This is a genomic window from Variovorax sp. 10N412 (assembly GCF_056394985.1).
Map to the genome: position 1 here is coordinate 183,166 of NZ_JBFTIO010000003.1, position 22,462 is coordinate 205,627.

Here is a 22,462-nt window from a genome sequence, read left to right on the forward strand (position 1 = left end):
TGGAGACAGCATTTCATGCAACTCGACGCCATCGACTTGCGCATCCTCGACGAACTGCAGCGCGACGGCGCGCTGTCCAACGTGGAGCTCGCGCGCCGTGTGCACCTGTCGCCCTCGCCGTGCCTGTCGCGCGTGAAGGCGCTCGAAACCGGCGGCGTGATCGACCGCTACGTGGCGCTGGCGAATCCGAAGGCGCTGGGCCTGGGCCTGAACGTGTTCATCTCGATCAGCCTGCGCACGCAGAGCAAGCAGTCGCTCGCCGACTTCGAGCAGCGCATCGCCGAGCACGACGAGGTGATGGAGTGCTACCTGATGACGGGTGACCGCGACTACCTGATCCGCATCGCGGTGGCCGACATGGCGGCGCTGGAGAAATTCATCATGGAACAGCTCACGCCGATTCCAGGGATCGAGAAGATCCGCTCGAGCTTTGCACTCAAGCAGGTCAGATACAAAACGGCGCTGCCGTTGCCGGCAGCGCCGTAGAGGCAGGCACTCCCCCAGGCTTCGCGCACTTCGTGTCGCTTCTTCTCCCCCCTCGCCGGGGGCAACACCGCAGGCCCGGCAAAGCCGGTTCCTCGGTGTTCCTGAAAAAGTGCCCGGGATTCTTCAGAGACCGATCAGGCCGCCGTCGTTCTTGGTGATCACCACGGTCGCCGAGCGCGGGCGGGCGTTGCCGCCTTCCGGCCAGTGGCTGAGGAACTTGCCCGGGGTGCCGATGTCGGCCTTCGCCGTGTTCTCGCCCGGATGCTGGATGTTCACGAACAGCGCGCGGCCGTCGCCCGATTCGGCGATGCCGGTGATCTCGCAGTCCACCGGGCCCACCAGGAAACGACGCAGGCCGTCGGTACCCGGGGCCTTGCCGACGAAGGTGGGCTGCTGGACCGTGGTGGCGCCGTTGAAGTTGGTGATGGTCTTGGCCCCACCGTCGCCGACCTTGCCCGGCAGTGCCGCCAGCAGCATGCAGTTGGTGACGTCGGTGTACTTGCCGTCGTCGGTCTCCAGCCACAGCAGGCCGGGCGCAGCCTGGCTGAACCACATGCCGTCGGGGCTGGAGAAGTCGTTGTCGGCACCCAGGGCGGACACATTCACGTCGGCAGACGCGGTCGAGCGCGCGCCGAAGAGGTACACGTCCCAGGTGAAGGTGACGGCCGCCGGGTTGTTGCCGGCGTCGGCGAAGCGCACGATGTGGCCGTTCGGGTTGCCCGTCTGCGCGGTCGCGCCCTTGGGGTCGTTGTAGTAACGCGGGTTGGCGGCGTCGATGGCGTTGACGCCGTTGATCGTGCGGGCTGCGTTGTTGGTCAGCGTGAGGTACACCTCGCCGTTCTTCGGATTGACCGCGGTCCACTCGGGGCGGTCCATCTTCGTGGCGCCAGCGACGTCGGCCGCCAGGCGGGTGTGGATCAGCACTTCGGTCGCGTCGGTGAACGCAAAGGCCGTGTTGGCCGCGGTGATGCCGTTGACGCCCAGCTTCAGCTCCAGCCAGTCGCCCGTGCCGTCGGCCTTGAACTTGGCGACGTAGAGCTTGCCGTCGTCCATGTACTTGTCGCCGGCCGCGATGCCGCCGCCGATGTCGGCCGCGTCCCAGGCCTTGGTGGAGACGAACTTGTACAGGTACTCGTTCTGCGAGTCGTCGCCCATGTACCAGACTAGCGGCTTGCCGGCCACGACCGGGCCGAGGCAGGCGCCTTCATGGCCGAAGCGGCCCAGCGCGGTGCGCTTCTTCGGCGTGCTGGCGGGCGCGAAGGGATCGATCTCGACCACCCAGCCGTAGGTGTTGGCGCCGTTGCGGAAGTCGTCGGTGGCGGTGGCGCCGAGCACTTCGGTGTTCCAGCGGCCATACAGGTTGTCGGCGGTGTCGGGCGTGACGGTGGCCCAGAGTTCGCGCCCGGTGCTGCTCACGCCATAGCGGCTGAAGGAGGCGAGCTCCTTGGCCGTGCGGTTGGCGTTGTCGTTCGCGGCAATGCGGCGGAAGTAGCCGGCCCAGTTCTCCTCGCAGGTCAGGTACGTGCCCCAGGGCGTGGTCCCGTTGGCGCAGTTGTTGACCGTGCCGCGCGTCTTGCTGCCGTCGGTGGAGTACTTGGTCTTCAGGGCGTCGGTCTTGGCGGCCGGGCCCGAGAAGCTCATCTCGGTCAGGGTGTGGACGCGGCGGTTGAGGGCCGAGTCCTGCTTGTAGCTCCACGCGGTGCCGGCCTTGTTGACCTCGATCACGCTCACGCCGTGCAGGTAGAACTCGCGCAGCACCTCGTCGGCGACCGTGCGCACGGCCGCATTGCCGGTGCCGGTGGTGGTCTGGCCCGTGGGGTGCAGGAACACCGGTGTGATGGCTTCGTGGTTCATCACCAGCAGGCCGCGCGAGGCATTCACGGCGTCCCACTTGTTCGACGCGTTCATGCCGAAGAAGGTCATGCCGTCGTGGTGGTCGCCGGCGCGGCGATCGTAGGTGGTCGCGTCGTCGGTGCCGTCGTTCTTGTAGGCCGCGACGCCCGAGGCGATCGGGTCGCCCAGGCGGTAGAGCACGCTGGCGGTGTAGCCGGCAGGCACGGCGACCGCGTCGGCCAGGCTCTTGGCGACGGCATTGAAGCCGAGCTTCATCGGGGTGGGCGCGGGGGCAGGCGCCGGTGCCGGGGCCGGAGCGGGCGCTGGCGGCACGATCGGAAACGCCGCAGCGCCACCGCCGCCGCCACCGCCACAGGCCTGCAGCAGGGCCGTGCCGGCGGTACCCACACCCAGGCCGAACAGGCTGCGGCGGCTCAGGCGCGAGGCGATCAGGTCGGAGAACGAGGGGTTCGACGTGGGGTTGGTGCCGATGTCGTCGAGGTCGACCGAGAGATCGTCGGTGCGGGTGTTTGCGGTCATGCGCAATGTCTTTCTTCGTGGGTTGGAAAGGAAACCAGCCCGCGAAGTTAGGCACTTCGTATGACGACTTGGTGAAACGTTCAGCTGGCCGTCAGGTTGAATTGATCCACCTGACGGGTTCGTGGGTTCAGGGCGCGGGCAGTTGCCGCGGCCACAGCGCCCACAGCCGCAGCGGCTGGTTCATGCTCGCAGCCAGACGCCCGGCATCGGCGCCGGTGCCCGCGAAGTAGTCGGCGCGCACGGCGCCGAGGATGGCGCTGCCGGTGTCCTGCGCCACCACCAGCTTCTGCAGCTGCGCCGCCGGCCCGTTGGACGCAAGCCACACCGGCGTGCCGTATGGAATGCTTTCGCGGTCGACCGCGATGGAACGCCCGGCCGTCAGCGGCACACCCTGTGCACCGCGCGGACCGAAGGCGGCGTCGACCTCGCTCATGGTTTCCTCGCGGAAGAACACGTAGCGCGGGTTGCTCCACAGCAATTGCGGCACGCGCTGCGGGTTTTGCACGGCCCAGGCCTTGGTGTCGTCGGGCCACTTGCCGACCTTGCTCACGCCCTGGCTCATGAGCCACTGCTGCACGCTGCGGTACGGCTGCTCGTTGGTGGCCGAGAAGGCCACGCGCACGGTGTGCTGGTAGCCGTTGGCCTCGGTGATGCGCAGGCGCCCCGAGCCCTGGATGTGCAGCATCAGCGCGTCGATGGGGTCGGCCATCCACGCGATCTCGCGCCCGCGCAGGGCCGCCTGCGCCTCGGGCAGGGTCTCGATTTCCTGGCGGGTGTACCAGGGGCGGCGAGGCACAAGGCCGTCCGGCGCCTGGTAGATCGGCACGCTGAAGGCGGCGCTCGGCACGCGCGAGGCTTCGTACACGGGCTCGTAGTAGCTGGTGAGCTTGCCTTCGGTCTGCCCGTTGAGCGCCTCGACGCGGTAGGGCTGCAGCCGGTCGGTCATCCACTGGCGCTGCTCTTCGGGGGTGGCGATGGTGAGCTGGCGCACGTCGCGGCACAGCGGCGCAAAGGCGGCGTTGGGGCGCGCGCAGTTGGCCAGCAGCGCGATCCAGGCCTCGTGCAACGGGTCTTCGCCGAAGCCCGGCAGTTCCGCCCAGCCGACCGGCACCCAGCGGCTCTTGGGGTGCGCGAGCGAACCGGTGAGCGGACCGAGGTCGCGCGGCGGGGTGATGACGGGAGGGCGGGTGGGTGCGTCGGGCGCACGCGGGCCGGTGGAACAGGCTGCGAGCGTTGCTACGATCACGAGCCCGACCAGCCACTGGAGTCCATTTCTCATGGGTTTGATTCTGCTTGAAGCCCTCGCCGCGGGACTTGTGTTCATCTTGATCATCTGGTGGACCATGTTTTCCGGGCGCAAGAAGGGTGAATTGCACGACGAGGACGAGGCCGATGCCGGCCACGGCGCCTCCGGGCCGAAAAACCCACCGCCGAAACCGTGAATTGCTCGTGTAGCCCGATGCCGCCGGAAGGTGTGGGAGAAGCACCTCGACGCTATTACTTTAGTAGCAATCATCGCAGCATTCATGCGCGTTTGCGACTCTTTTCTTATTTTCCTTAGGGCTTTGAGGTCGTACCATCGCGTGCGCCCCTGCCGCTAAGCTGCATCCCGATTGATTCAACCTTGAAAGGGCAATGCCATGAAAAAATTCGTACTCGCCACCTGCGCCACCGCCGTCATCCTGTCCGGCTGCGCCGGCGGCATGAGCGACACCCAACGCAACACCGGCATCGGCGCCGGCATCGGTGCCCTGGGCGGCGCGGCCATCGGCTCGGCCACCGGCGGCAACCGCGGTGCCATCGGCACGGGCGCGGTGGTCGGCGCGGCAGCCGGCGCACTGGGCGGCTACCTGTGGTCGCAGCGCATGGAAAACCAGAAGCGCCAGATGGAAGCCGCCACGCAGGGCACCGGCATCGCCGTGACGCAAACGCAGAACAACGAACTGAAGCTGCAGATTCCGAGCGACGTGTCCTTCGACGTGGGCCGCGCCAACATCAAGTCGAACTTCGCGCCCGTGCTCGACCAGTTCGCCAACGGCCTGCGCAACAACCCGAACGCCGAGGTGCGCATCATCGGCCACACCGACAGCACCGGCTCGGACGCCATCAACAACCCGCTGTCGGTCGACCGCGCGGCCAGCACGCGCGACTACCTGGTGGCGCGCGGCGTGAACGCGGCTGCCTTCCGCATCGAAGGCCGCGGCTCACACGAGCCGATTGCCGACAACAACAGCGACGCCGGCCGGGCGCAGAACCGCCGCGTCGAGATCTACGTGGGTGAACGCGCGCCGCGCGGCTGATCGGCGTTCACCGCACCGGGAAACCGGCCGTGCCTGAAAAAAATAAAAGGCCGGTTCCCGCTACCGTTCCATTGGTCCATAGAGAGGGAAACTCATGAGGAAGTTTGTTGTTGCGAGTGCGGCCGCGGCCGCGCTGGTGTTCATTGCGGGCTGCGCTTCGCAGACGCCGCCACCGGCTGCCGCCGCGCCGGCAGCCGCCCCGGCGGGGCCCGCCAACAGCTGGACGGCCCGGCTGGCCGCGCTGAAGACCGACCTCGAGACCTCGACCAAGGGCACGGGCGTGGTGATCGAACAGACCGCAGACAACCAGCTGCACGTGGTGATTCCGAACGAACTGTCGTTCGACACGGGCCGCTCCAACGTCAAGCGCAACCTGGCGCAAGTGCTCGACAAGGTCGCCGAAGGCCTGAAGAGCGCCACCGCCGCCAGCGTGCGCGTGGTGGGCCACACCGACGCCACGGGCAGCGAGGAAGGCAACGAACGCCTCTCGGTGAGCCGTGCCGACAGCGTGCGCAACCACCTGGTGGGCCGCGGCGTGTCGACCACCGTCATCACCACCGACGGCCGCGGCTCGCGCGAACCGCTGGCGGACAACGGCACGGCGGCAGGCCGCGCACAGAACCGCCGCGTCGAGATCTTCGTGGCGGAAAAGGCCTAAGCGCTCTAGAGGTCCCTGAGGCGGTTCGCCAGCTCGACGGCCGACTTCACTTCCATCTTGTCGAACACGCGCGCGCGGTGGACCTCCACCGTGCGCACGCTGATCGCGAGCTGGTCGGCAATCAGCTTGTTGGGCAGGCCTTCGACCACGAGCCGCATCACGTCGCGCTCGCGGTCGGTCAGCTCGGCGACGCGCTCGGCCAGCCCGCGGCGCTGGCGCTGCAGCTCGAGCGCCTGCAGCGACGCACCGAGCGCATGCTCGATGCGGTCGACCAGGGCGTTGTCCGAGAACGGCTTCTCGCAGAAATCGAAGGCGCCGCGCTTCACCGCGTCCACGGCCGTCGGCACGTCGGCATGCCCCGTCAGGAAGATCACCGGCATCGCGGGCAGCAGGCCGCGCTCGGCCAGGCGGTCGAACAGCACCAGCCCGCTGGTGCCGGGCATGCGCACGTCCAGCAGCAGGCACAGCGGTTGCTCGGGCAGCGGCCCCTGGTCGAGGAACAGCTCGAACGCCTCGGCACTGCCGAAATGCTCGCTGGCCAGGCGCCGCGAGCGCAGCAGCCAGGCCAGCGCCTCGCGCACGCTGGCGTCGTCGTCCACGATGAAGATCAAGCCATCGATCAGCGGTTGCATGCCATGAAGTCCAGCAGAAAAAATGGTTGATGGAAAAAAGCGCCGTCAGCCTGCGGCCGGAAGCGTGAATCTGAAGACGGTGCCCCTGGGCTTGTTCGGCTCGAACACCAGCGCCCCGCCATGTTGCTCCACCACCGTGCGGCACAGGCTCAGGCCGAGCCCCATGCCGTCGGCGCGCGTGGTGAAGAAGGGCGTGAAGAGCCGCTCGGCGACCTCGGTGCTGATGCCGCAGCCCAGGTCGGCCACCGAGAATTCGATCCAGCGCCGGCCGTCTTCCTGCCCGGTGCCGCCCACCGCCACGGCGCGCGCCACGCGCAGGCGCAGCACCCGGCTGCCGACATTGTCGGGGCCGTCCATGGCCTGCATCGCGTTGCGCGCCAGGTTCAGCAGCACCTGCTCGACCAGTGTGCGGTCGCACATGGCCGCGGGCAGGCGGTCTTCGAGCACCACCTCGATGATCACGCCCAGCTTGCGCGCCTGCAGCCGCACCAGCGGCAGCACGGCGTCGATCAGCGCCTGCGGCGCCACGGCCTCGCGCGTGCGGTCGCGCCGGCGCACGAAGTCGTGCACGCTGCGAATCACCTGGCCCGCGCGGTCGGCCTGCTCGGCGATGCGCTTCACGGCCATGGCCACCTCGCCCTGGTCGCCCGTCGCGTTCGGCCCGAGCAGGTTGAGCGAGCCGCTCGCATAGCTGGCAATGGCGGCCAGCGGCTGCGTGAGCTCGTGGCTCAGCAGCGAAGCCATCTCGCCCACGGTGGCCAGCCGCGCGCTGGCCTGCAGGCGCTCCTGGCTGGCGCGCGAGAGCTCCTCGATGCGGCGCTGCTCGCTCACGTCGATGAACGCGCTCATCCAGCCGGTCTGCACCTTGTGCGCGTTGATCAGCGGCGCCTCGAAGATCAGCACCGGAAAACGCGTGCCGTCCTTGCGCATGAAGACCGACTCGAAGCCCTCGCGCGGCGGCATGCCGCCGGCCAGGCGACGGGCCTGGCGCTGCTGGTATTCGTGCGCCAGTTCGGTGGGCCAATAGGGCGCTTCCGTGTTGTCGGCCATGAGCTCTTCGGGGCTGAAGCCCACCATCTCGCAGAAGGCCGGGTTCACGTAGGTGATGCGGCCCTGCAGGTCGCGCGCGCGCAGGCCGGTGATGACCGAGTCTTCCATCGCCTTGCGAAAGGCCAGCGCGTCGGCCAGGTCGCGCTCGGCGCGCAGCCGGCGGCGCGTGTCGCGCGCCAGCAGCACCAGCACCGACACCAGCGCGATCGAAATCGCCGTGACCAGCGCGGTGAGCATGTTCGGGAACAGGTCGGGCGCGGCGCGCCAGCCGTCCACGCGCAGCATCAGCGCGGCGCCCGGCAGGTCGATGAGCTGCTGGGACGTGAACACGCGCGTGCCGGTGCGCCGCGAGGTGCCCAGCGCCACCAGCCGCGTGCCGTCGGCCTCGGTGAAGGCCACTTCCTGGCCGCGCGTGAGGGTGGGGCCGACCAGCTCGATGAGCGCGTCGCGCAGCGAATAGCTGGCCACGAGGTAGCCGCCCGCGTCGATCGGCACGCACAGCTCCATCACCTCGACGCCGCCGCCGCCGGCGATCGGCACGTAGTGGCTCGGCGAATAGGCCGGCGCGCCGAGCTTGCGGGCGGCGGCGCAGGCCAGCGCGACGTCGGACTGCTCGGAGCCGCGGGTCGCCTCGTCGAGGATGCGCATGCGGTAGGGCGTGTTGACGGCCTGCAGCGGACGCAGCGCGGCGTCCCGCCATTCGAGGCGCAGCCATTCGCGGTGCTCGCGCAGCAGCGAGGCCGCGATGTCGGGCCACAGCGCGCGGTCGGCGCCCGGGGCCTGCGTGGCGCGCAGGCTCTGCGCGTTGCGCTGGAAGCCGCTGCGCAGGTCGGACACCGCATCGGCGGTGTCCCGGTCGAGCGCGGCCTGCACCTGCTCGACCTCGTGCCGCCCCGCGAGCCACACCACCGTGACGAGCAACGCGGACACCAGCACCGCCAGCAGCAGCCACAGAAACCAGCGCTGCCACAGGGAGCGCAGCCGCGCGAACGCCAGCAGCGCCCCGCGCGGCGGCGCGACGGTCGGCAACGCGTCGGACATCGCTAGAGCACGCAGTGCGACAGCACGGGCAGTTGCGCCCGCATGCGCTCGACCTGCGCCGCGTCGATGTCGAACAGCACCACGCCTTCTTCGGTGGCCTGTTGCGCCACCACCGTGCCCCAGGGGTCGACGACCAGCGACTGGCCCCAGGTGTGGCGGCCGTTTTCGTGCGTGCCGCCCTGCGCGGGCGCAACCACCCAGGCCAGGTTCTCGATGGCGCGGGCGCGCAGCAGCACCTCCCAGTGGGCGGCGCCGGTGGTGCGCGTGAAGGCGCTGGGCACCAGCAGCAGGTCGGCGCCCTGCCGTGCGAGCGCGCGGTACAGCTCGGGAAAGCGCAGGTCGTAGCACACGCTCATGCCGACGCGCCAGCTGTGGCCGTCGCGCGAAGGCAGGTCGAACACCACGGGCTCGGTGCCCGGGGCGATGACGCGGCGCTCGTCGTAGCGCTCGGTGCCGTTGTCGAAGAAGAACAGGTGGATCTTGTCGTAGCGCGCCACGCACTTGCCCTCGGGCGAGAAGGCCAGCGAGCTGTTGAACACGTGCTCGGCGTCGGTGCTCTCGATGGGCAGCGTGCCGCCCACGATCCACAGGCCGAACTCGCGCGCCGCATCGGCCAGGAAGCCCTGCACCGTGCCCGCGCCGGCGGTTTCGCGCAGGCCCAGCTTGTCGGTGTCTCGCGCGCCCATCATGCAGAAATACTCGGGCAGCACGGCGAGTTCGGCGCCGGCCGCGGCGGCCTGCGCGAGCAGGGCGTGAGCGCGCGCGAGGTTGGTTTCGCGGGCGATGGCCGACACCATCTGGACGGCTGCGACTTTCATTGCGTGGTCTCCGGTTTCTTGCCTTCGTTCACGCCGGACAGGCCCGGCATCGAAGGAATGCCTTGCGGCAGCAGTTGCAGCGAGCGCGGCACCTTGGCGATCTTGGGGTCGGCCCAGGTGCCTTCGATGTGGAACTCCTGCGTGGCCGCCGCCGACAGCGGCTTGCTCAGCACCCATTGGGCCAGGAAGGTGCCCAGCCCGATGGCGGGGTTGATGGCCGTGGCCACCAGCGCGGCCGTGCCGGCGTTGATCTCGGGCACCACCACCACGCGCAGGTCCTGCGTCTCGCGCACGATGTCGGCCGAGCCGTCCATCAGCGCGGCGGCGTTCACACCCTTCATCTGCAGGTTGTTGGTGCTGGCAATGCCCTTGTTGATCTTCGCGTCGCCGCGGATGAAGTCGAAGGCGAAGCCCTGGCTGAACACGTCGCGGAAGTCGAGCGTGAGCCGGCGCGGCAGCGCCTGCAGGCTCAGCACGCCGAGCAGCTTGGCAAGGCCCGGGTCGGCCTTGAGGAACTGGCCCTGCTCCACGTCGACCTGCAGCTGCCCGCCCAGGCTCGGGTAGTCGAGCGAGAGCGGTGAGCCGCGCCAGTTGACGTCGCCCTCCAGCCGGCCCTTGCCGCGGCGCAGCACGCCCGGCATGCCGAAGCGCGCGAGCAGCTCGCCGGCGTCGGCAATGTCGAGCCTGAAGGTCATGCCGGTGCGGCGCTGGCCGGCCGCGCCGCCGGGCACGCCGGCCCAGGTGCCCTTGGCGGCGAAGCTCGCCTCGGGCATGGTGAAGGCCAGCTTGTTCAGCGCCCATTCGCGGCCCGCGCCGCCGCGGTTGACCGCGTCGATCTCGGCGCGGCCCAGGCGCTTGCCCAGCAGCTCGAAGTCGTCCACCACGATGTCGAGGGCGGGCAAGGTGCCCGGCTGTTCGTCGAGCAGGGTCTCGACCTGGGTGGCTTCGCTGGGCGCGATCTTCAACCGCGCAAGCCGCGCATACAGCCGCCCGGCCTGCGTGTGGCGGTACTCGGCGTAGCCGCTGAGTTCGGTGGCGTCGATGTTGGCGCGCCAGAGGTCACCGTCGCGCGTGCCGCCGAGCACCACGTTGTGCAGCGTGCGGCCTGCCACGGCGAGCTGCTGCGCGCGCACGGCGATGCGCGTGGGCAGGTAGGCCAGGGACGGGTCGTCGGCGCGCTCGCTGCCCTCGGCCGCAGTGGCGCCTGCGCCCGTCGTGCCGGTCGCCTCGCCCACCAGCGACTGCCAGGCGCCCATGTCGAGCTTGCCCACGTTGATGTTGGCGAACACGCCCTTGTCGGACTGGCTGGCGGTTTCGCCCGCCGCCAGGCCGATGCCGATGCTGCCGCGCACCACGCGCGCTTCGTTGCCCACGAGGTCGCGCACGTACTGCACGGCGCCGATGCGCCCGAGGTCGAGCGACAGCTGGTCCTGCGTGGCGGTGCCCGAGGCAACGGCGGCGCCCTGGCGGGTTTCGCGCGCCAGCACCTTCTTCTCGATGCGCAGCGGCATCTGCTCTTCGGCGCTCTTCACGAGCGGGGGCGGCAGTTGCAGGGCCAGGCCCTGCAGGCTGCTGGTGAGCGAGAACTCGGGCGTGCCGTCGCGCATCGAGAAGGTGGCCGCATACGGCGTGCTGCCGGTGGCCTTCTTCGCCAGGCGGGCGAGCCAGCCGACCTCGCGCGCGCCGCGCAGGCCGTCGGCGGTGGCGGTGCCCTGTGCCTTCAGCGCGACTTCGCGGTTGGGGCCGGTGAAGCGGCCGCGGCCTTCGACGCGGACGTCGCCGCCGAGCAGCCTGGCCTGAACGTTGGCCATCGTGAAGCCGGTCTCGGTGAAGCTCAGCGTGCCCTTGGCCTGCGTGAAGGTGGGGGCCTCGGGCACGATCTGCAGCTCGTTGCCGGACAGCACCACGCTGGCCTGCACCTTGGCGTTGTCCATGGCGGCGAGGGGCAGTTCGAGGTGCAGCTTGTAGTCGGCGGGGCCGGTGGCGCGCGCGCGCAGCATGATCTCGCCGGTGTCCCCGGCCAGCGGCGCGCCCGCGCGCAGCACTTCGCCCAGCGGCCCCTTGGCCTGGGCGTCCACTCGCAGCGTCGAGGCGTGGTGCGACATGTCGGCAATCTGCGCCTCGGCCCGGGTCACCTCGACGCCCGGCGCGCCCACCAGCCGGCCGCGCGCATTGCGCACCAGCATGCCGGCGCGCTCGAACACCAGTTCGCCCGACAGGCCGGTGAGCGGCGGCCACACCGGGGGCGGCACGCCGTTGCGCGCGGCGGACTGCGCGGTGCCGCTCGGGGTGTGGGGCGGCGCGTAGGCGTAGTCGACGTCGGCCACCTTGGCGGCGATGCGGAAGTCGCCCTGCTTCGGGTCCATGAAGGGCATGTCGTGCAGGTCGCCGCGCACGCGGAAGTCGACGCTGCTGGCGGTGCCCTTGGTGACGGCGTCGCGCACGTAGTCGCGCGTGTGCTGGGGAATGTCCAGCGGCAGGTAGCGGAACACGCGCGTGCCGTCGGCGCGCGTGAGCTTGCCCTGCAGGTCGAGCACGCCGGGGTAGCGGCCCTTGCCGCTGGAGACGGCGGGGTCGCTGGTGCGCCAGCTGGCCTCGGCATCGCCCTCGGCGTCGGCGTTGGCGAAGCGCAGCCTGGACACCTGCAGCTGCGCGTTGCCGTTGTCCAGCTTCCATTGCAGCTGGGTCGAGAGCCGGTCGATGGGGACCACGGGCTCTTCGAACACGCCGGGGAATTCGAGCGTGCCCTGCGCGATGGCCAGCGTGGCGGTACCCCCGGTGTGGGTGGCGTCGAAGTCGACGGTGGCGCCGCTGAGGCCGGGGGTGCCGGGGTGGGCCCTGGGGGGAGCGGCGGTTGCGGCAGTGGTGGTCGTGGTCGCGGTCGTGGTGGTGCTCGCCGCGGGTTGCGAGGCCACGCGCAAGCCGCTGATGCGGCCCTTGGCCTGGTAGCGGTCGGGCGCGCCCGGCGAACCCTGCCAGTTCAGGTCGATGTGCTCGACCAGACCGCGCGGCGCATAGGCCTCCAGCACGCGGTGCGTGGCGTCGCCCAGCGGCAGCCGGTCGGCGATGAGCGCCAGCGCGGCCAGGTCGAGGCGGTCGGCGCGCATGGCGCCGTGCTCGGGCGTGCGGCCCTTGGCCGGCGTGTGCTGCAGCCACAGGTTGCCGCCCGGCCAGCGCATGCCGTCGCTGGTGTCGAACTGCAGCGCGGTGGTCGAGAACTCGAGCGTGTCCTCGGTCCGCTGGCCGGCCAGGCGGCCGGTGACGGCGCGCAGCACCAGCGGCTGCAGGCCCTTGTCGAGCGAGACGTCGACCGTGTCCAGCCCCAGGTCGGCCGCGCCGCCGACGACCTGGCCGTCGTCCACGTCGGCCCACACGCGCAGCGCGCCGTTGCCTTCGCGGATGCGCGCGTCGAGCGACACGTACTGCCCCAGGCGCGTGACGTCGATGTAGGGCAGGTCGGCATAGAGCTGGCCGTCCCAGGTCTGCCAGTGGCCGCTGCGTATCGACAGCAGGGGCTGGCGGAACTGGCCGCGCAAGGTGAAGCGCTCGCCCCAGCCGGCCGGCGGAGTGGCGTCGAGCCGCAGCCCGTGGCGGCGCGACGTGTTGCGCGCGACGAAGCGCACGTCGGTCAGCAGCAGGGGTTCGGCCTGTCGCTGCTCGTCGGTCCAGCGCACGGTGCCGCCTTCGATGACCAGCTCGCGCTGCGCGAAAAACCAGTCGGCGCCGCGGGTCTCTCCGGTGGTGTCGGTCGACATGTGCAAACCAGCCACATGGAGTTTTCCCTGAGTGTCGCGGCGCACGTCGAGCTGCGGGCCCTCGATGTAGAGCTGCTCGAAATTCAGCCGCCACAGCGAGCGCGGCGACACGCTGGCCACCACGCGCACGAGGCGCAACGCCTCGCGCTGGTCGGCGTCCTGCAGCACCACGTCGCGCAATTCGAAGGCTGGAAAAAGCCCTTCGGAGCGGGCGGTGATCGAGCCGATGCGCACCGGCACGCCGATGGCCTTGCTAGCCTGTGCTTCCAGGGCGCCGCGAAAATCGCCGATTCGCGGCACAATCCACGCGTGTAGGACAACGACTGACAGCGCCAGAAGAAGCCATGCAGCGATCAACAGACCCAGCAGCCAGCGCGCCGTCACAGCGGTGATTTTGAGCAGACGTGAAGGGGGAGACGCCGTGTCGTTCATTGAGGATCGCGCTGTGTCGGGAATTATGACCGCCAGCATTCAGAGGGGTTCCACGGAAACCGACAGCAGTGTGAACCAGTTGCAAGCCACATCGACGCAAACCGCGTTCTCCTCCTACTCACGCTTCGTGCAGCGCCTGCGTCGCAGGTACGCGGCCGAGCTTTCATGGCTTCCCCCCGGCGCGCCGCGGCGCGAATCGATGACTGTGGCTTACGAGGCATTGCGCCGACGTGGGGACAGCGTGGGCGATGCACTGCGAATTGTGCGGCAGCTGGTGATGGAGCGGCTCGTCACCCTCGATTGCGACGCGCAGGCGCCGCTGGCCGTGGTGACCACCGCGGTCACCGAGCTGGCCGAACTGGCCCTCGATGTCGCCTGCCAGGACGCCTGCCATGAACTCGATGCGGTGCACGGCGCCCCGCTCGGCCCCGAGGGCCAGCGCGCGCAGCTGTGGATCGTGGGCATGGGCAAGCTGGGTGCACGCGAGCTCAACGTGTCGAGCGACATCGACCTCATCTACCTCTACGACGTCGACGGCGAGACGAAGGGCGACGCCGACGGCCGCGGCCGGCTGTCGAACCAGGAGTACTTCTCGCGCGCGGTGAAGCGCATCTACGCGCTGGTGGGCGACACCACCGAGCACGGCTTCGTGTTCCGCGTCGACCTGGCGCTGCGGCCCAACGGCAACTCGGGGCCCAGCGTGGTCTCGCTCGATGCGCTGGAAGAATATTTCCAGGTGCAGGGCCGCGAATGGGAGCGCTTTGCCTGGATGAAGAGCCGCGTGGTGGCGCCGCGCGACATCGTGCTGGCGGGCCAGGCCCAGGGCCTGCGCGGCGCGGTGCTGCCCTTCGTGTTCCGCCGCTACCTCGACTACAGCGTGTTCGATGCGCTGCGCGTGCTGCATCGCCAGATCCGCGAGCAGTCGGCGCGCCGCAGCGCGGGCCGGCCCGAGCGCGCCAACGACGTGAAGCTGTCGCGTGGCGGCATCCGCGAGATCGAGTTCACCGTGCAGCTGCTGCAGGTGGTGCGCGGCGGCCAGTTCCCCGAACTGCGCACGCGGCCCACGCTCGACGCGCTGCAGCGGCTGGCGCGCGCCGGCCTCATGCCGCAGGAAAGCGCCGACGCGCTGGCGCAGGCCTACGAGTTCCTGCGCCGCGTGGAGCACCGCATCCAGTACCTGGACGACCAGCAGACCCACGTGCTGCCGGTGGCCGACGACGACCTGCGCTGGATCGCCCAGACCATGGGCTATGCCGACTGCTGCCCGTTCCTCGCGCAGCTCGACACGCACCGCGAGTTCGTCGCGCAGGAGTTCGACAAGCTGCTCGGCAGCGACAAGCCCTGCAGCGGCAAGTGCAGCGGCAAGAAGGCCGCCGCACCCGCCGAGTTGGCCGACCTGCTCGGCGACCTGCCCCCCGCCTTCGCCGAGCGCATCCGCGACTGGTGCGAGCAGCCGCGCGTGCTGGCCCTGCGCGAAGACACCCGCGCACGGCTGCGCCAGCTGGTGCAGCGCACCGGCGCGTGGTTGAAAGAGCCCGACGGCGACGGCGAAGGCCAGACGCCGCGCCACGTCGATGCCGCGCTGCGCTGGGCCGACTGGATCGAGCCGCTGATGCGCCGCGAGAGCTACCTGGCGCTGCTGGTCGAACGCCCGGCCGTGCAGGAGCGCCTGCTGCGCCTGCTGGGCTCGGCCAAGTGGCCCGCGCGCTACCTGATGCAGCACCCCGGCGTGATCGACGAGTTGGCCAGCGACGAAATGCTCTCGGGCCGCTTCGTGGCCGCGGAATTCGAGCGCGAGCTCGAGGCGCGCCACGCCTCGCTCACCCGCACCGGCGAGGCCGACGAGGAGCGCCTGCTCAACCTGCTGCGCCATGCGCACCATGCCGAGGTGTTCCGCACCCTGGCGCGCGATGTGGACGGCCGCATCACGGTGGAGCAGGTGGCCGACGACCTGAGCGCGCTGGCCGACACCACGCTGCGCGTGACGGCCCGCTGGTGCTGGCCGCATGTGCGCAACCGGCACCGCGAGGTGGCGCAGTTCGCCATCATCGGCTACGGCAAATTGGGCGGCAAGGAGCTGGGCTACGGCAGCGACCTGGACATCGTGTTCGTGTACGACGACGACGACGAGCGCGCCGGCGAGGTGTATGCGGCCTACGTGCGCAAGCTGATCAACTGGCTCACGGTGAAGACGCGCGAAGGCGACCTGTTCGAGATCGACACGGCCCTGCGGCCCAACGGCAACTCGGGCCTGCTGACCACCAGCTTCCAGGCCTACGAGAAGTACCAGCTCGGCCGCGGCAGCAACACGGCGTGGACCTGGGAGCACCAGGCCATGACGCGCGCGCGCTTCGTGCTGGGCAGCGAGGACCACGGCGCCGAACTGGGTGCGCGCTTCGACCAGGTGCGCGAGGCCGTGCTGGTGGCGCCGCGCGACCGCGAAGCGCTGAAGGCCGAGATCATCGCCATGCGCGACAAGCTGCGCGGCGCGCGGCCGGTAAAGGCCGGGCGCTTCGACGTGAAGCACAGCCCCGGCGGCATGGTCGATGCCGAGTTCGCGGTGCAGTTCCTGGTGCTGTCGTCGTCCGGCGAACACCCCGAGCTGATTCCGAACGTGGGCAACATCGCGCTGCTGCTGCGCGCGGAACTGGCCGGCATGCTGCCCGAGGGCGTGGGCCGCAGCGCGGCGCGCGCCTACCGCGAGCTGCGCCGCGTGCAGCACCGCGCACGCCTGAACGAAGAACCGACGCAAGTCACCCCGCCCGCACTGGCCGCCGAGCGCGACGCCATGCTGGCGCTGTGGAAGGCCGTGTTTGGCTGATCTGGCTCACCCCCAGGCTTCGCGCACTTCGCGTCGCTTCGCCACCCCGCTCGCCGGGGGCAACACCGGCGGCCCGGCAAAGCCGGTTCCGCGGTGTTCCTGGCACGACCCGCGACAGGCACTCGCTGTGTGCGCGGTCGTGGTCGCCGCACTTCTGGCCGGTTGCGCGAGCGGCCCGCGCGGCGGTGGCGGCGTGCCCTCCAGCGGCCGCGACGGCCCCGGCAGCCACATTCCGCCGGACCTCGCCAGCGTGCCCGACGCCGAGCCCCGCATCGAGCCCATCCGCACCAGCGGCGGCACCAGCAAGCCCTACACGGTGCTCGGCCGCGGCTATGCGCCGGTCACCGACGACCGGCCGTTCCGCGAGTCCGGAATGGCCTCGTGGTACGGCAGCAAGTTCCATGCGGCGTCGACGTCCAGCGGCGAGCCCTACGACATGTATGCCATGACGGCCGCGCACAAGACGCTGCCGCTGCCCAGCTATGTGCGCGTGCGCAATCCGGCCAACGGGCGCGAGGTGATCGTGCGGGTGAACGACCGCGGGCCCTTCGTCGACGGCCGCGTCATCGACCTGAGCTACACGGCCGCGCTGAAGCTCGACCTGCTGCGCGGCGTGGCACCGGTGGAGATCGAACGGATCACCAACGAGGACATCCGCACCGGAGCCTGGCGGCGCGACTCGGACACGGCGTATGCCGCCGCGGCACCTGCTGCCGCGCCCACTGCCGCACCCATGGCCGTTCCCGTGCGCATGTCGGCGACGCGCGTGGCGAGCGCCCCGCAGGTGCGCGTGCCGGCCGAATGGGTGGCGCCGGTCGGTGCGGCGTACAACGACATTCCACCGCCGGCCTCGACGATGCCGGTCGTGCCGCAGACGCCGATGACAGCGGCCCCATCCGCCGCGTCCGGTGCCTCGGCGGGGGCCGAGACGGAATCGGCGCAGTGGCCGCCCTCCACGCCGCCGTCGCGGCCGGCCATCGTGGTCAACGACCTGGCGCCGCTGCAGGCGGCGCCGTCGTCACCCCCGCCGTTGCCGCCCGGCGCTCCCGCGCCGTCCGCCGCGCTGCAGGGCTTCTGGGTGCAACTGGGCGCGTTCCGCGAACGCGACGGCGCCGAGAGCCTGCTGAACCAGGCCGCGCGCGGCCTGCCTTCGCTGGCGCCGCAGTTGCGGGTGTTCAGCGAAGCGGGCACGCACCGGCTGCAGGCCGGGCCCTTCCCGTCGCGCAACGCGGCCGGCGAAGCCGTCACGCAGCTGCGCGACAGCCTGCGCATCTCGCCGACGGTGGTCGAGCGGCGCTGACCGAGCCCACGCCCGTACAGGGCACCGCTCAGTCGATCGGCTTGGCAGCCACCGGCAGCTGCATGCCCACGCCCAGCCGGTTCCATGCATTGATCTGCGCGATGGCCACCGAGAGCTCCACGATTTCGAGCTCGTTGAACTGGCCCTTCACCGCTTCGTACTCCACGTCGCGCGAGCCGTGGTCGCTGGACAGGCGCGTCAGGCTCTCGGCCCAGCCGAGTGCGGCGCGTTCGCGTGCGTCGTAGAAGCTCACTTCGCGCCAGGTGGCCAGGCTGTTGATGCGCTGCCAGTCTTCGCCCTGCACGCGCAGGTCGCGCACATGCATGTCCAGGCAGTAGGCGCAGCCGTTGATCTGCGAGACGCGGGCGAAGACCAGGTCGACCAGCTTCTTGCCGAGCGTGGTCGATTCGATGGCGCCGTTGACGCCGAGCATGGCCTGGAAGGCCTTGGGCGCGATCTTGAACCAGGCGAGGCGGGGGGCGGTGTTCATGGTGACTATCTCCAGGGTGGTTGACGATGAAATCTGCTTACCCACTGAAGACGGGCGAACCCTGCGCCCTGTGACACGCCGCGCGAATTATTTCGATGCAACGCCCCGGGCGATGCGCGCGAGCTTGTCCGGATTGCGCTGCGCGCGGATGCGCACGATGCGGTCGTTCTCGATTTCGAAGGTCTGCGCCGATTCGAGCTGGCCGTCGATGAAACGCAGCAGGCCGGGCTCGCCATTGATGTCGACCACCTCCACGCGCACGGCCGCGGCCCCCATGCGCCGCCAGACGGCGAAGTAGAGCTGGGCCAGCCGCTGGCTGCCGCGCAGGATCTTGCCGAAGCTCGGCACCTTGCCGCCGCCGTCGCTCAGCAGTTCGGCGTCTTCCGACATCAGCGCCTTCAAGTCCTGCAGGCTGCCGCGCGCGGCCGCATCGGCGAAGGCGCGCAGCAGCCGCTGGTGCGTCTCGCGCGGCACGCTGAAGCGCGGGCGTGCGTCCAGCACCTGGGCCTTGGCGCGGTGCACCAGCTGGCGGCAGGCGGTCTCGGTCTTTCCGAGGGTGCGGGCAACGTCCTCGTAGTCGGCGTCGAACACCTCGCGCAGCAGGAAGGCGGCACGCGCTTCGGGCGCGAGGCGTTCGAGCACGGCCAGGAAGGCGACCGAGACGTTGTCGGCGCGCTCCAGCAGTTGCTCGGGGGTGTCGGGGGCGCCCGTCAGGGTGGGCTCGGGCATCCAGGTGCCGATGTAGTGCTCGCGCTCGACCTTGGCGGCGCGCAGCCGGTCGATCGACAGGCGGGTGACCACCGTCACGAGCCAGGCGTCGGCGCTGTCTAAAGTGTCCCGGGCGGCTTCATGCCAGCGCAACCAGGCGTCCTGCACGACCTCCTCGGCCTCGGCCATGGAACCGAGCATGCGGTAGGCAATGCCCTGCAGCCGGGGGCGCAGGCGGTTGAAGGTGAGGGTGGCGTCGTCCATGAGAGCTAGACGGCTGGCATTCCCCGTTTGTGACGGCGGCCTCAAAAAAAACGCCCCGGGGTGCGGGGCGTTTCTTGAATCAGGCGCCCTGGTATTCGGGCTTGGGGCCGAGGGTGGCCGAGATTTCCTTGCGGTAGCGGTTGAGCTCCTGCACGGTCTTGAAGCTGCGGTCCATCAGCAGGCTCAGGTTGTGCAGGATGCGTTCGCCCACCTTGGTCTCCCAGACGGCGTCGAACTTGATCTGCTTGTCGAGCCAGTGCTCCAGCCAGTCGGGGTCGGGCATGCGGCTCTGGATGGTGTCGTTGGGAAACAGTGCCTTGTTGACGTGCAGGTTAGTCGGGTGCAGGGCCTGCGCGGTGCGCCGGGCGCTGGCCATCAGGACGCCGACCTTGGTGAACGCGGCACGGGCCTCGTCGCCGAACTTTTCCATCGCGCGCTTCATGTAGCGCAGGTAGGCGCCGCCGTGGCGGGCTTCGTCCTGGCTCAGCGTGGTGTAGATGTGCTTGATGACCGGCTCGGTGTGCCACTGGGCGGCACGGCGGTACCAGTGGTTGAGGCGGATCTCGCCGCAGAAGTGCAGCATGAGGGTTTCGAGCGGGGGGGCCGGGTCGAAGTCGAAGCGCACTTCGTGCAGTTCCGCCTCGGTGGGCGCGTGCTGGGGGCTGAAACGCTTCAGGTACTCCATGAGCACCAGCGAATGCTTCTGTTCCTCGAAGAACCAGATCGACATGAAGGCGGAGAAGTCGCTGTCGTGGCGGTTGTCGCGCAGGAACATCTCGGTGGCCGGCAACGCCGCCCACTCGGTGATGGCATTCATCTTGATGGTTTGCGCCTGCTCGTCCGTCAGCAAGGAAGCGTCGAACGATTGCCAGGGAATGTCTTTTTCCATGTCCCAGCGGACGGATTCGAGTTGTCTGAAGAGTTCCGGATAGAGCATCAATGTCTTTCTATGGCCGTCGATTTTAGTCGGCACGTTTGGCGCGACCATGACAGAAGCGCGATGATGCGAATACGTGCGCCGTGGCAACGCGGATGCACACCCCCCTTTTTCGAACCTGGAGCCCGCCATGCGACCCCTCTCCCGATTGTCGATGCGGTGGCACTGCGTACCGGCTGTTTCCCTCGTGGCGAGCCTTATTTCAGCCCTGCCCGCCGGTGCCCAGACCACACCCGCCGCCCCCGCCGCGGTGCAACCGTCGGGTTGCCCCGTGGTACTGCAACACACCTTCCCGCGGCTGCAGGATGAAAAACCCCAAAGTCTCTGCCAGTACTCCGGAAAGGTGGTCCTGGTAGTCAATACGGCCAGCTTCTGCGGTTTCACGCCGCAATACAAGGGTCTGGAGGCGCTGGACCTGAAATACCGCTCGCGCGGCCTCGTGGTGCTGGGCTTTCCGTCGAACGATTTCTCGCAGGAATCGGGCTCCAACAAGGAAATTGCCGACTTCTGCGAAAGCACCTTCGGCGTGAAATTCCCGATGTTCGCCAAGTCGTCGGTGCGCGGCACCGACGCCAATCCGCTGTTCAAGCAGCTGGCGCAGGCTTCAGGCACCACGCCGAAGTGGAATTTCTACAAGTACCTGATCGGGCGCGACGGCAAGGTCGTGCAGGCGTGGTCGAGCATGACGGCGCCGGACGAAAACGGGTTCGTGAACGTCATCGAGAAGCAACTCGGACCAAATTAAGACTGAACAGTTCACAGAACGACGCATCGGTAATATTATCTACCGATGCGTCCAAGCCATTGTGAACTCGTAGAAACAAACGTTTACCAAACGCGAGGGAACCGTGCCTCGGGTGCCGCGCTCCTAACTCGAGTGGGCAGTGAGTGCCCACAGGTTTTCATGTTGCGAGGTCTTCCGGGCGCCTGCCGTCCGGTCGAAATCCCGAGGCGATTCTTCTCCTCCTCCCTCCCTCCCTCCTTCGCGTCGGGGCGCCTCGCAACATTTTTGTCTTCCGGCCGGACGGCGGGTGCGCCGTGACGCACACCACCCGCATCGCCGTCGTCGGCGCCGGCATCTCGGGACTGGCCGCTGCCCACGCCCTGCGCGACGTGGCCGCCGTCACCCTCTTCGAAGCCAGTGACTACTTCGGTGGTCACGCCCACACGGCGACGATCGAGCTTGCGCGCTCCGCCACAGACACCACCCGTGTCGCACATGGCGTCGACACCGGCTTCCTGGTCTACAACGACCGCACCTACCCCCAGTTGATCCGCCTGTTCTCGGAGCTCGGCGTCGAGACGGCGCTGTCCGAGATGTCGTTCTCGGTGCAGGCCACGCGCGACGACGGCGGCGGCCCGCTCGAGTGGAGCGGGAACAACCTGGGCACCGTGTTCGCGCAGCGGCGCAACCTGTTCGACGCCCGCTTCCTCGGCATGCTGGGCGACCTGCTGCGCTTCAACCGCCTGACCACGCGCATCGCGCAGGCCGGCACCGAGGGCGAACTGGCCCAGCCGCTGGGCGAGTTTCTCGACGCCCATCGCTTCGGCGCGGCCTTCAGAGACTGGTACTTCCTGCCCATGATGGGCTGCATCTGGAGCTGCTCGACCACGCAGATGCTGGCGTTCCCGGTGGCCACCATGATCCGCTTTTGCCACAACCACGGCCTGATCCAGATCGCCAACCGGCCGCAGTGGCGCACCGTGCGCGGCGGCTCGCGCAACTACGTGCAAAAGATCGTCGCCGGCCTGGCCGACAAGCGCCTGAGCACACCGGTGCGCCACATCAGCCGTTCGGGTGTCGACGTGCTGGTGACCACCGACGCAGCCGGCACCGAGCATTTCGACCACGTGGTGATGGCCACCCATTCAGACCAATCGCTCGCCCTGCTGGGCGACCCCAGCCCTGCCGAGGCGGCGGTGCTGGGCGCCATCCGCTACCAGGCGAACCACGCCGTGCTGCACACCGACGCCGCCGTGCTGCCGCAGCGACAGTCGGCCTGGGCCGCCTGGAACTACGAGCGCGCGGCCGCCGGCGAGCGCGAAGCGGGCCGGGTCTGCCTGCATTACCTGCTCAACAAGCTGCAGCCGCTGCCGTGGGAGCAACCGGTCGTCGTTTCGTTGAATCCGGTGCGCGAGATCCAGCGTAGTCAGGTGATGGCCGAATACGACTACGACCACCCGGTGCTCGACCTTGCCGCCATCCGCGCGCAAGGCGAGGTGCCCGCCCTGCAAGGCCAGCGCAACACCTGGTTCGCGGGCGCGTGGATGGGCTACGGCTTCCACGAAGACGGCCTGAAGGCCGGGCTGGCCGCGGCCCAGGGCCTGCGCGAGCACCTGGCGCGCCAGGACGCACCGATCGACGCCATGGGGAGTGCGCTGGTATGACCCAGGCGC

The 22,462-nt window shown here is 69.4% G+C and carries 17 protein-coding genes; 8 read left to right on the forward strand and 9 right to left on the reverse strand.

Translation table 11 applies throughout. The annotated features are described in order from the left end of the window. Positions 1-15 precede the first annotated feature (15 nt). The gene (locus AC1DJH_RS10175) at positions 16-486 is read left to right on the forward strand and encodes an Lrp/AsnC family transcriptional regulator (protein ID WP_435495822.1); all 471 of its coding nucleotides are present in this window, start codon (positions 16-18) and stop codon (positions 484-486) included. Between the two features lie 123 nt (positions 487-609). Here AC1DJH_RS10175 and AC1DJH_RS10180 read toward each other — a convergent pair whose 3' ends face one another. Beyond that, a complete protein-coding gene (locus AC1DJH_RS10180; protein ID WP_478185598.1) occupies positions 610-2,859 on the reverse strand; it encodes a PhoX family protein in 2,250 nt (749 codons plus the stop codon). A gap of 127 nt (positions 2,860-2,986) precedes the next feature. After that, positions 2,987-4,138: a murein transglycosylase A gene (gene mltA, locus AC1DJH_RS10185; protein WP_478185599.1), complete on the reverse strand. Its 1,152-nt coding sequence runs from the start codon at positions 4,136-4,138 to the stop codon at positions 2,987-2,989. Here mltA and AC1DJH_RS10190 point away from each other — a divergent pair. The 3 genes from AC1DJH_RS10190 to AC1DJH_RS10200 all read left to right on the forward strand — a co-directional run bounded on the left by AC1DJH_RS10190 (position 4,137) and on the right by AC1DJH_RS10200 (position 5,817). Continuing rightward, entirely contained in the window at positions 4,137-4,301 is a 165-nt protein-coding gene (locus tag AC1DJH_RS10190; protein ID WP_478185600.1) for a hypothetical protein, read from the forward strand. The genes mltA and AC1DJH_RS10190 overlap by 2 nt on opposite strands. A 198-nt stretch (positions 4,302-4,499) precedes the next feature. Then, positions 4,500-5,159, forward strand: a complete 660-nt coding sequence (locus AC1DJH_RS10195) for a YiaD family glycine zipper/OmpA-like lipoprotein (RefSeq protein ID WP_472112867.1) — start codon at positions 4,500-4,502, stop codon at positions 5,157-5,159. Between the two features lie 94 nt (positions 5,160-5,253). Further along, positions 5,254-5,817, forward strand: a complete 564-nt coding sequence (locus AC1DJH_RS10200) for an OmpA family protein (protein WP_478185601.1) — start codon at positions 5,254-5,256, stop codon at positions 5,815-5,817. A gap of 5 nt (positions 5,818-5,822) precedes the next feature. Here AC1DJH_RS10200 and AC1DJH_RS10205 read toward each other — a convergent pair whose 3' ends face one another. Genes AC1DJH_RS10205 through AC1DJH_RS10220 form a run of 4 tightly spaced genes read right to left on the reverse strand, consistent with a single transcriptional unit; the run spans position 5,823 to position 13,545 of the window. Continuing rightward, entirely contained in the window at positions 5,823-6,449 is a 627-nt protein-coding gene (locus tag AC1DJH_RS10205) for a response regulator transcription factor (RefSeq protein WP_478185602.1), read from the reverse strand. Positions 6,450-6,494: 45 nt separating this feature from the next. Then, positions 6,495-8,540 (reverse strand): two-component system sensor histidine kinase NtrB, encoded by a 2,046-nt coding sequence (locus AC1DJH_RS10210; protein ID WP_478185603.1) that lies wholly within the window; start codon positions 8,538-8,540, stop codon positions 6,495-6,497. 2 nt (positions 8,541-8,542) lie between these two features. Beyond that, positions 8,543-9,358: a carbon-nitrogen hydrolase family protein gene (locus tag AC1DJH_RS10215; RefSeq protein WP_478185604.1), complete on the reverse strand. Its 816-nt coding sequence runs from the start codon at positions 9,356-9,358 to the stop codon at positions 8,543-8,545. Continuing rightward, positions 9,355-13,545, reverse strand: coding sequence for a YhdP family protein (locus tag AC1DJH_RS10220; RefSeq protein WP_478185605.1), 4,191 nt, complete (start codon positions 13,543-13,545; stop codon positions 9,355-9,357). The genes AC1DJH_RS10215 and AC1DJH_RS10220 overlap by 4 nt, the downstream gene beginning before the upstream one ends. A 25-nt stretch (positions 13,546-13,570) precedes the next feature. On the opposite strand from AC1DJH_RS10220, the gene glnE reads away from it, so the two are divergent. Beyond that, the gene (gene glnE / locus AC1DJH_RS10225) at positions 13,571-16,366 is read left to right on the forward strand and encodes a bifunctional [glutamate--ammonia ligase]-adenylyl-L-tyrosine phosphorylase/[glutamate--ammonia-ligase] adenylyltransferase (RefSeq protein WP_472112873.1); all 2,796 of its coding nucleotides are present in this window, start codon (positions 13,571-13,573) and stop codon (positions 16,364-16,366) included. Positions 16,367-16,505: 139 nt separating this feature from the next. After that, a complete protein-coding gene (locus AC1DJH_RS10230; protein WP_478185606.1) occupies positions 16,506-17,666 on the forward strand; it encodes a septal ring lytic transglycosylase RlpA family protein in 1,161 nt (386 codons plus the stop codon). Positions 17,667-17,694: 28 nt separating this feature from the next. Here AC1DJH_RS10230 and AC1DJH_RS10235 read toward each other — a convergent pair whose 3' ends face one another. The 3 genes from AC1DJH_RS10235 to AC1DJH_RS10245 all read right to left on the reverse strand — a co-directional run bounded on the left by AC1DJH_RS10235 (position 17,695) and on the right by AC1DJH_RS10245 (position 20,065). Next, positions 17,695-18,156 (reverse strand): carboxymuconolactone decarboxylase family protein, encoded by a 462-nt coding sequence (locus AC1DJH_RS10235; protein ID WP_478185607.1) that lies wholly within the window; start codon positions 18,154-18,156, stop codon positions 17,695-17,697. An 87-nt stretch (positions 18,157-18,243) separates the two neighbouring features. After that, positions 18,244-19,128, reverse strand: a complete 885-nt coding sequence (locus AC1DJH_RS10240) for an RNA polymerase sigma-70 factor (RefSeq protein WP_478185608.1) — start codon at positions 19,126-19,128, stop codon at positions 18,244-18,246. Between the two features lie 79 nt (positions 19,129-19,207). Further along, the gene (locus AC1DJH_RS10245; RefSeq protein WP_472112880.1) at positions 19,208-20,065 is read right to left on the reverse strand and encodes a ferritin family protein; all 858 of its coding nucleotides are present in this window, start codon (positions 20,063-20,065) and stop codon (positions 19,208-19,210) included. 130 nt (positions 20,066-20,195) lie between these two features. Here AC1DJH_RS10245 and AC1DJH_RS10250 point away from each other — a divergent pair, with 130 nt between their 5' ends. Both AC1DJH_RS10250 and AC1DJH_RS10255 read left to right on the forward strand, forming a co-directional pair. Then, a complete protein-coding gene (locus tag AC1DJH_RS10250) occupies positions 20,196-20,810 on the forward strand; it encodes a glutathione peroxidase (protein ID WP_478185609.1) in 615 nt (204 codons plus the stop codon). A 293-nt stretch (positions 20,811-21,103) separates the two neighbouring features. Further along, the gene (locus AC1DJH_RS10255) at positions 21,104-22,453 is read left to right on the forward strand and encodes an NAD(P)/FAD-dependent oxidoreductase (protein WP_478185610.1); all 1,350 of its coding nucleotides are present in this window, start codon (positions 21,104-21,106) and stop codon (positions 22,451-22,453) included. Positions 22,454-22,462: the final 9 nt, after the last annotated feature.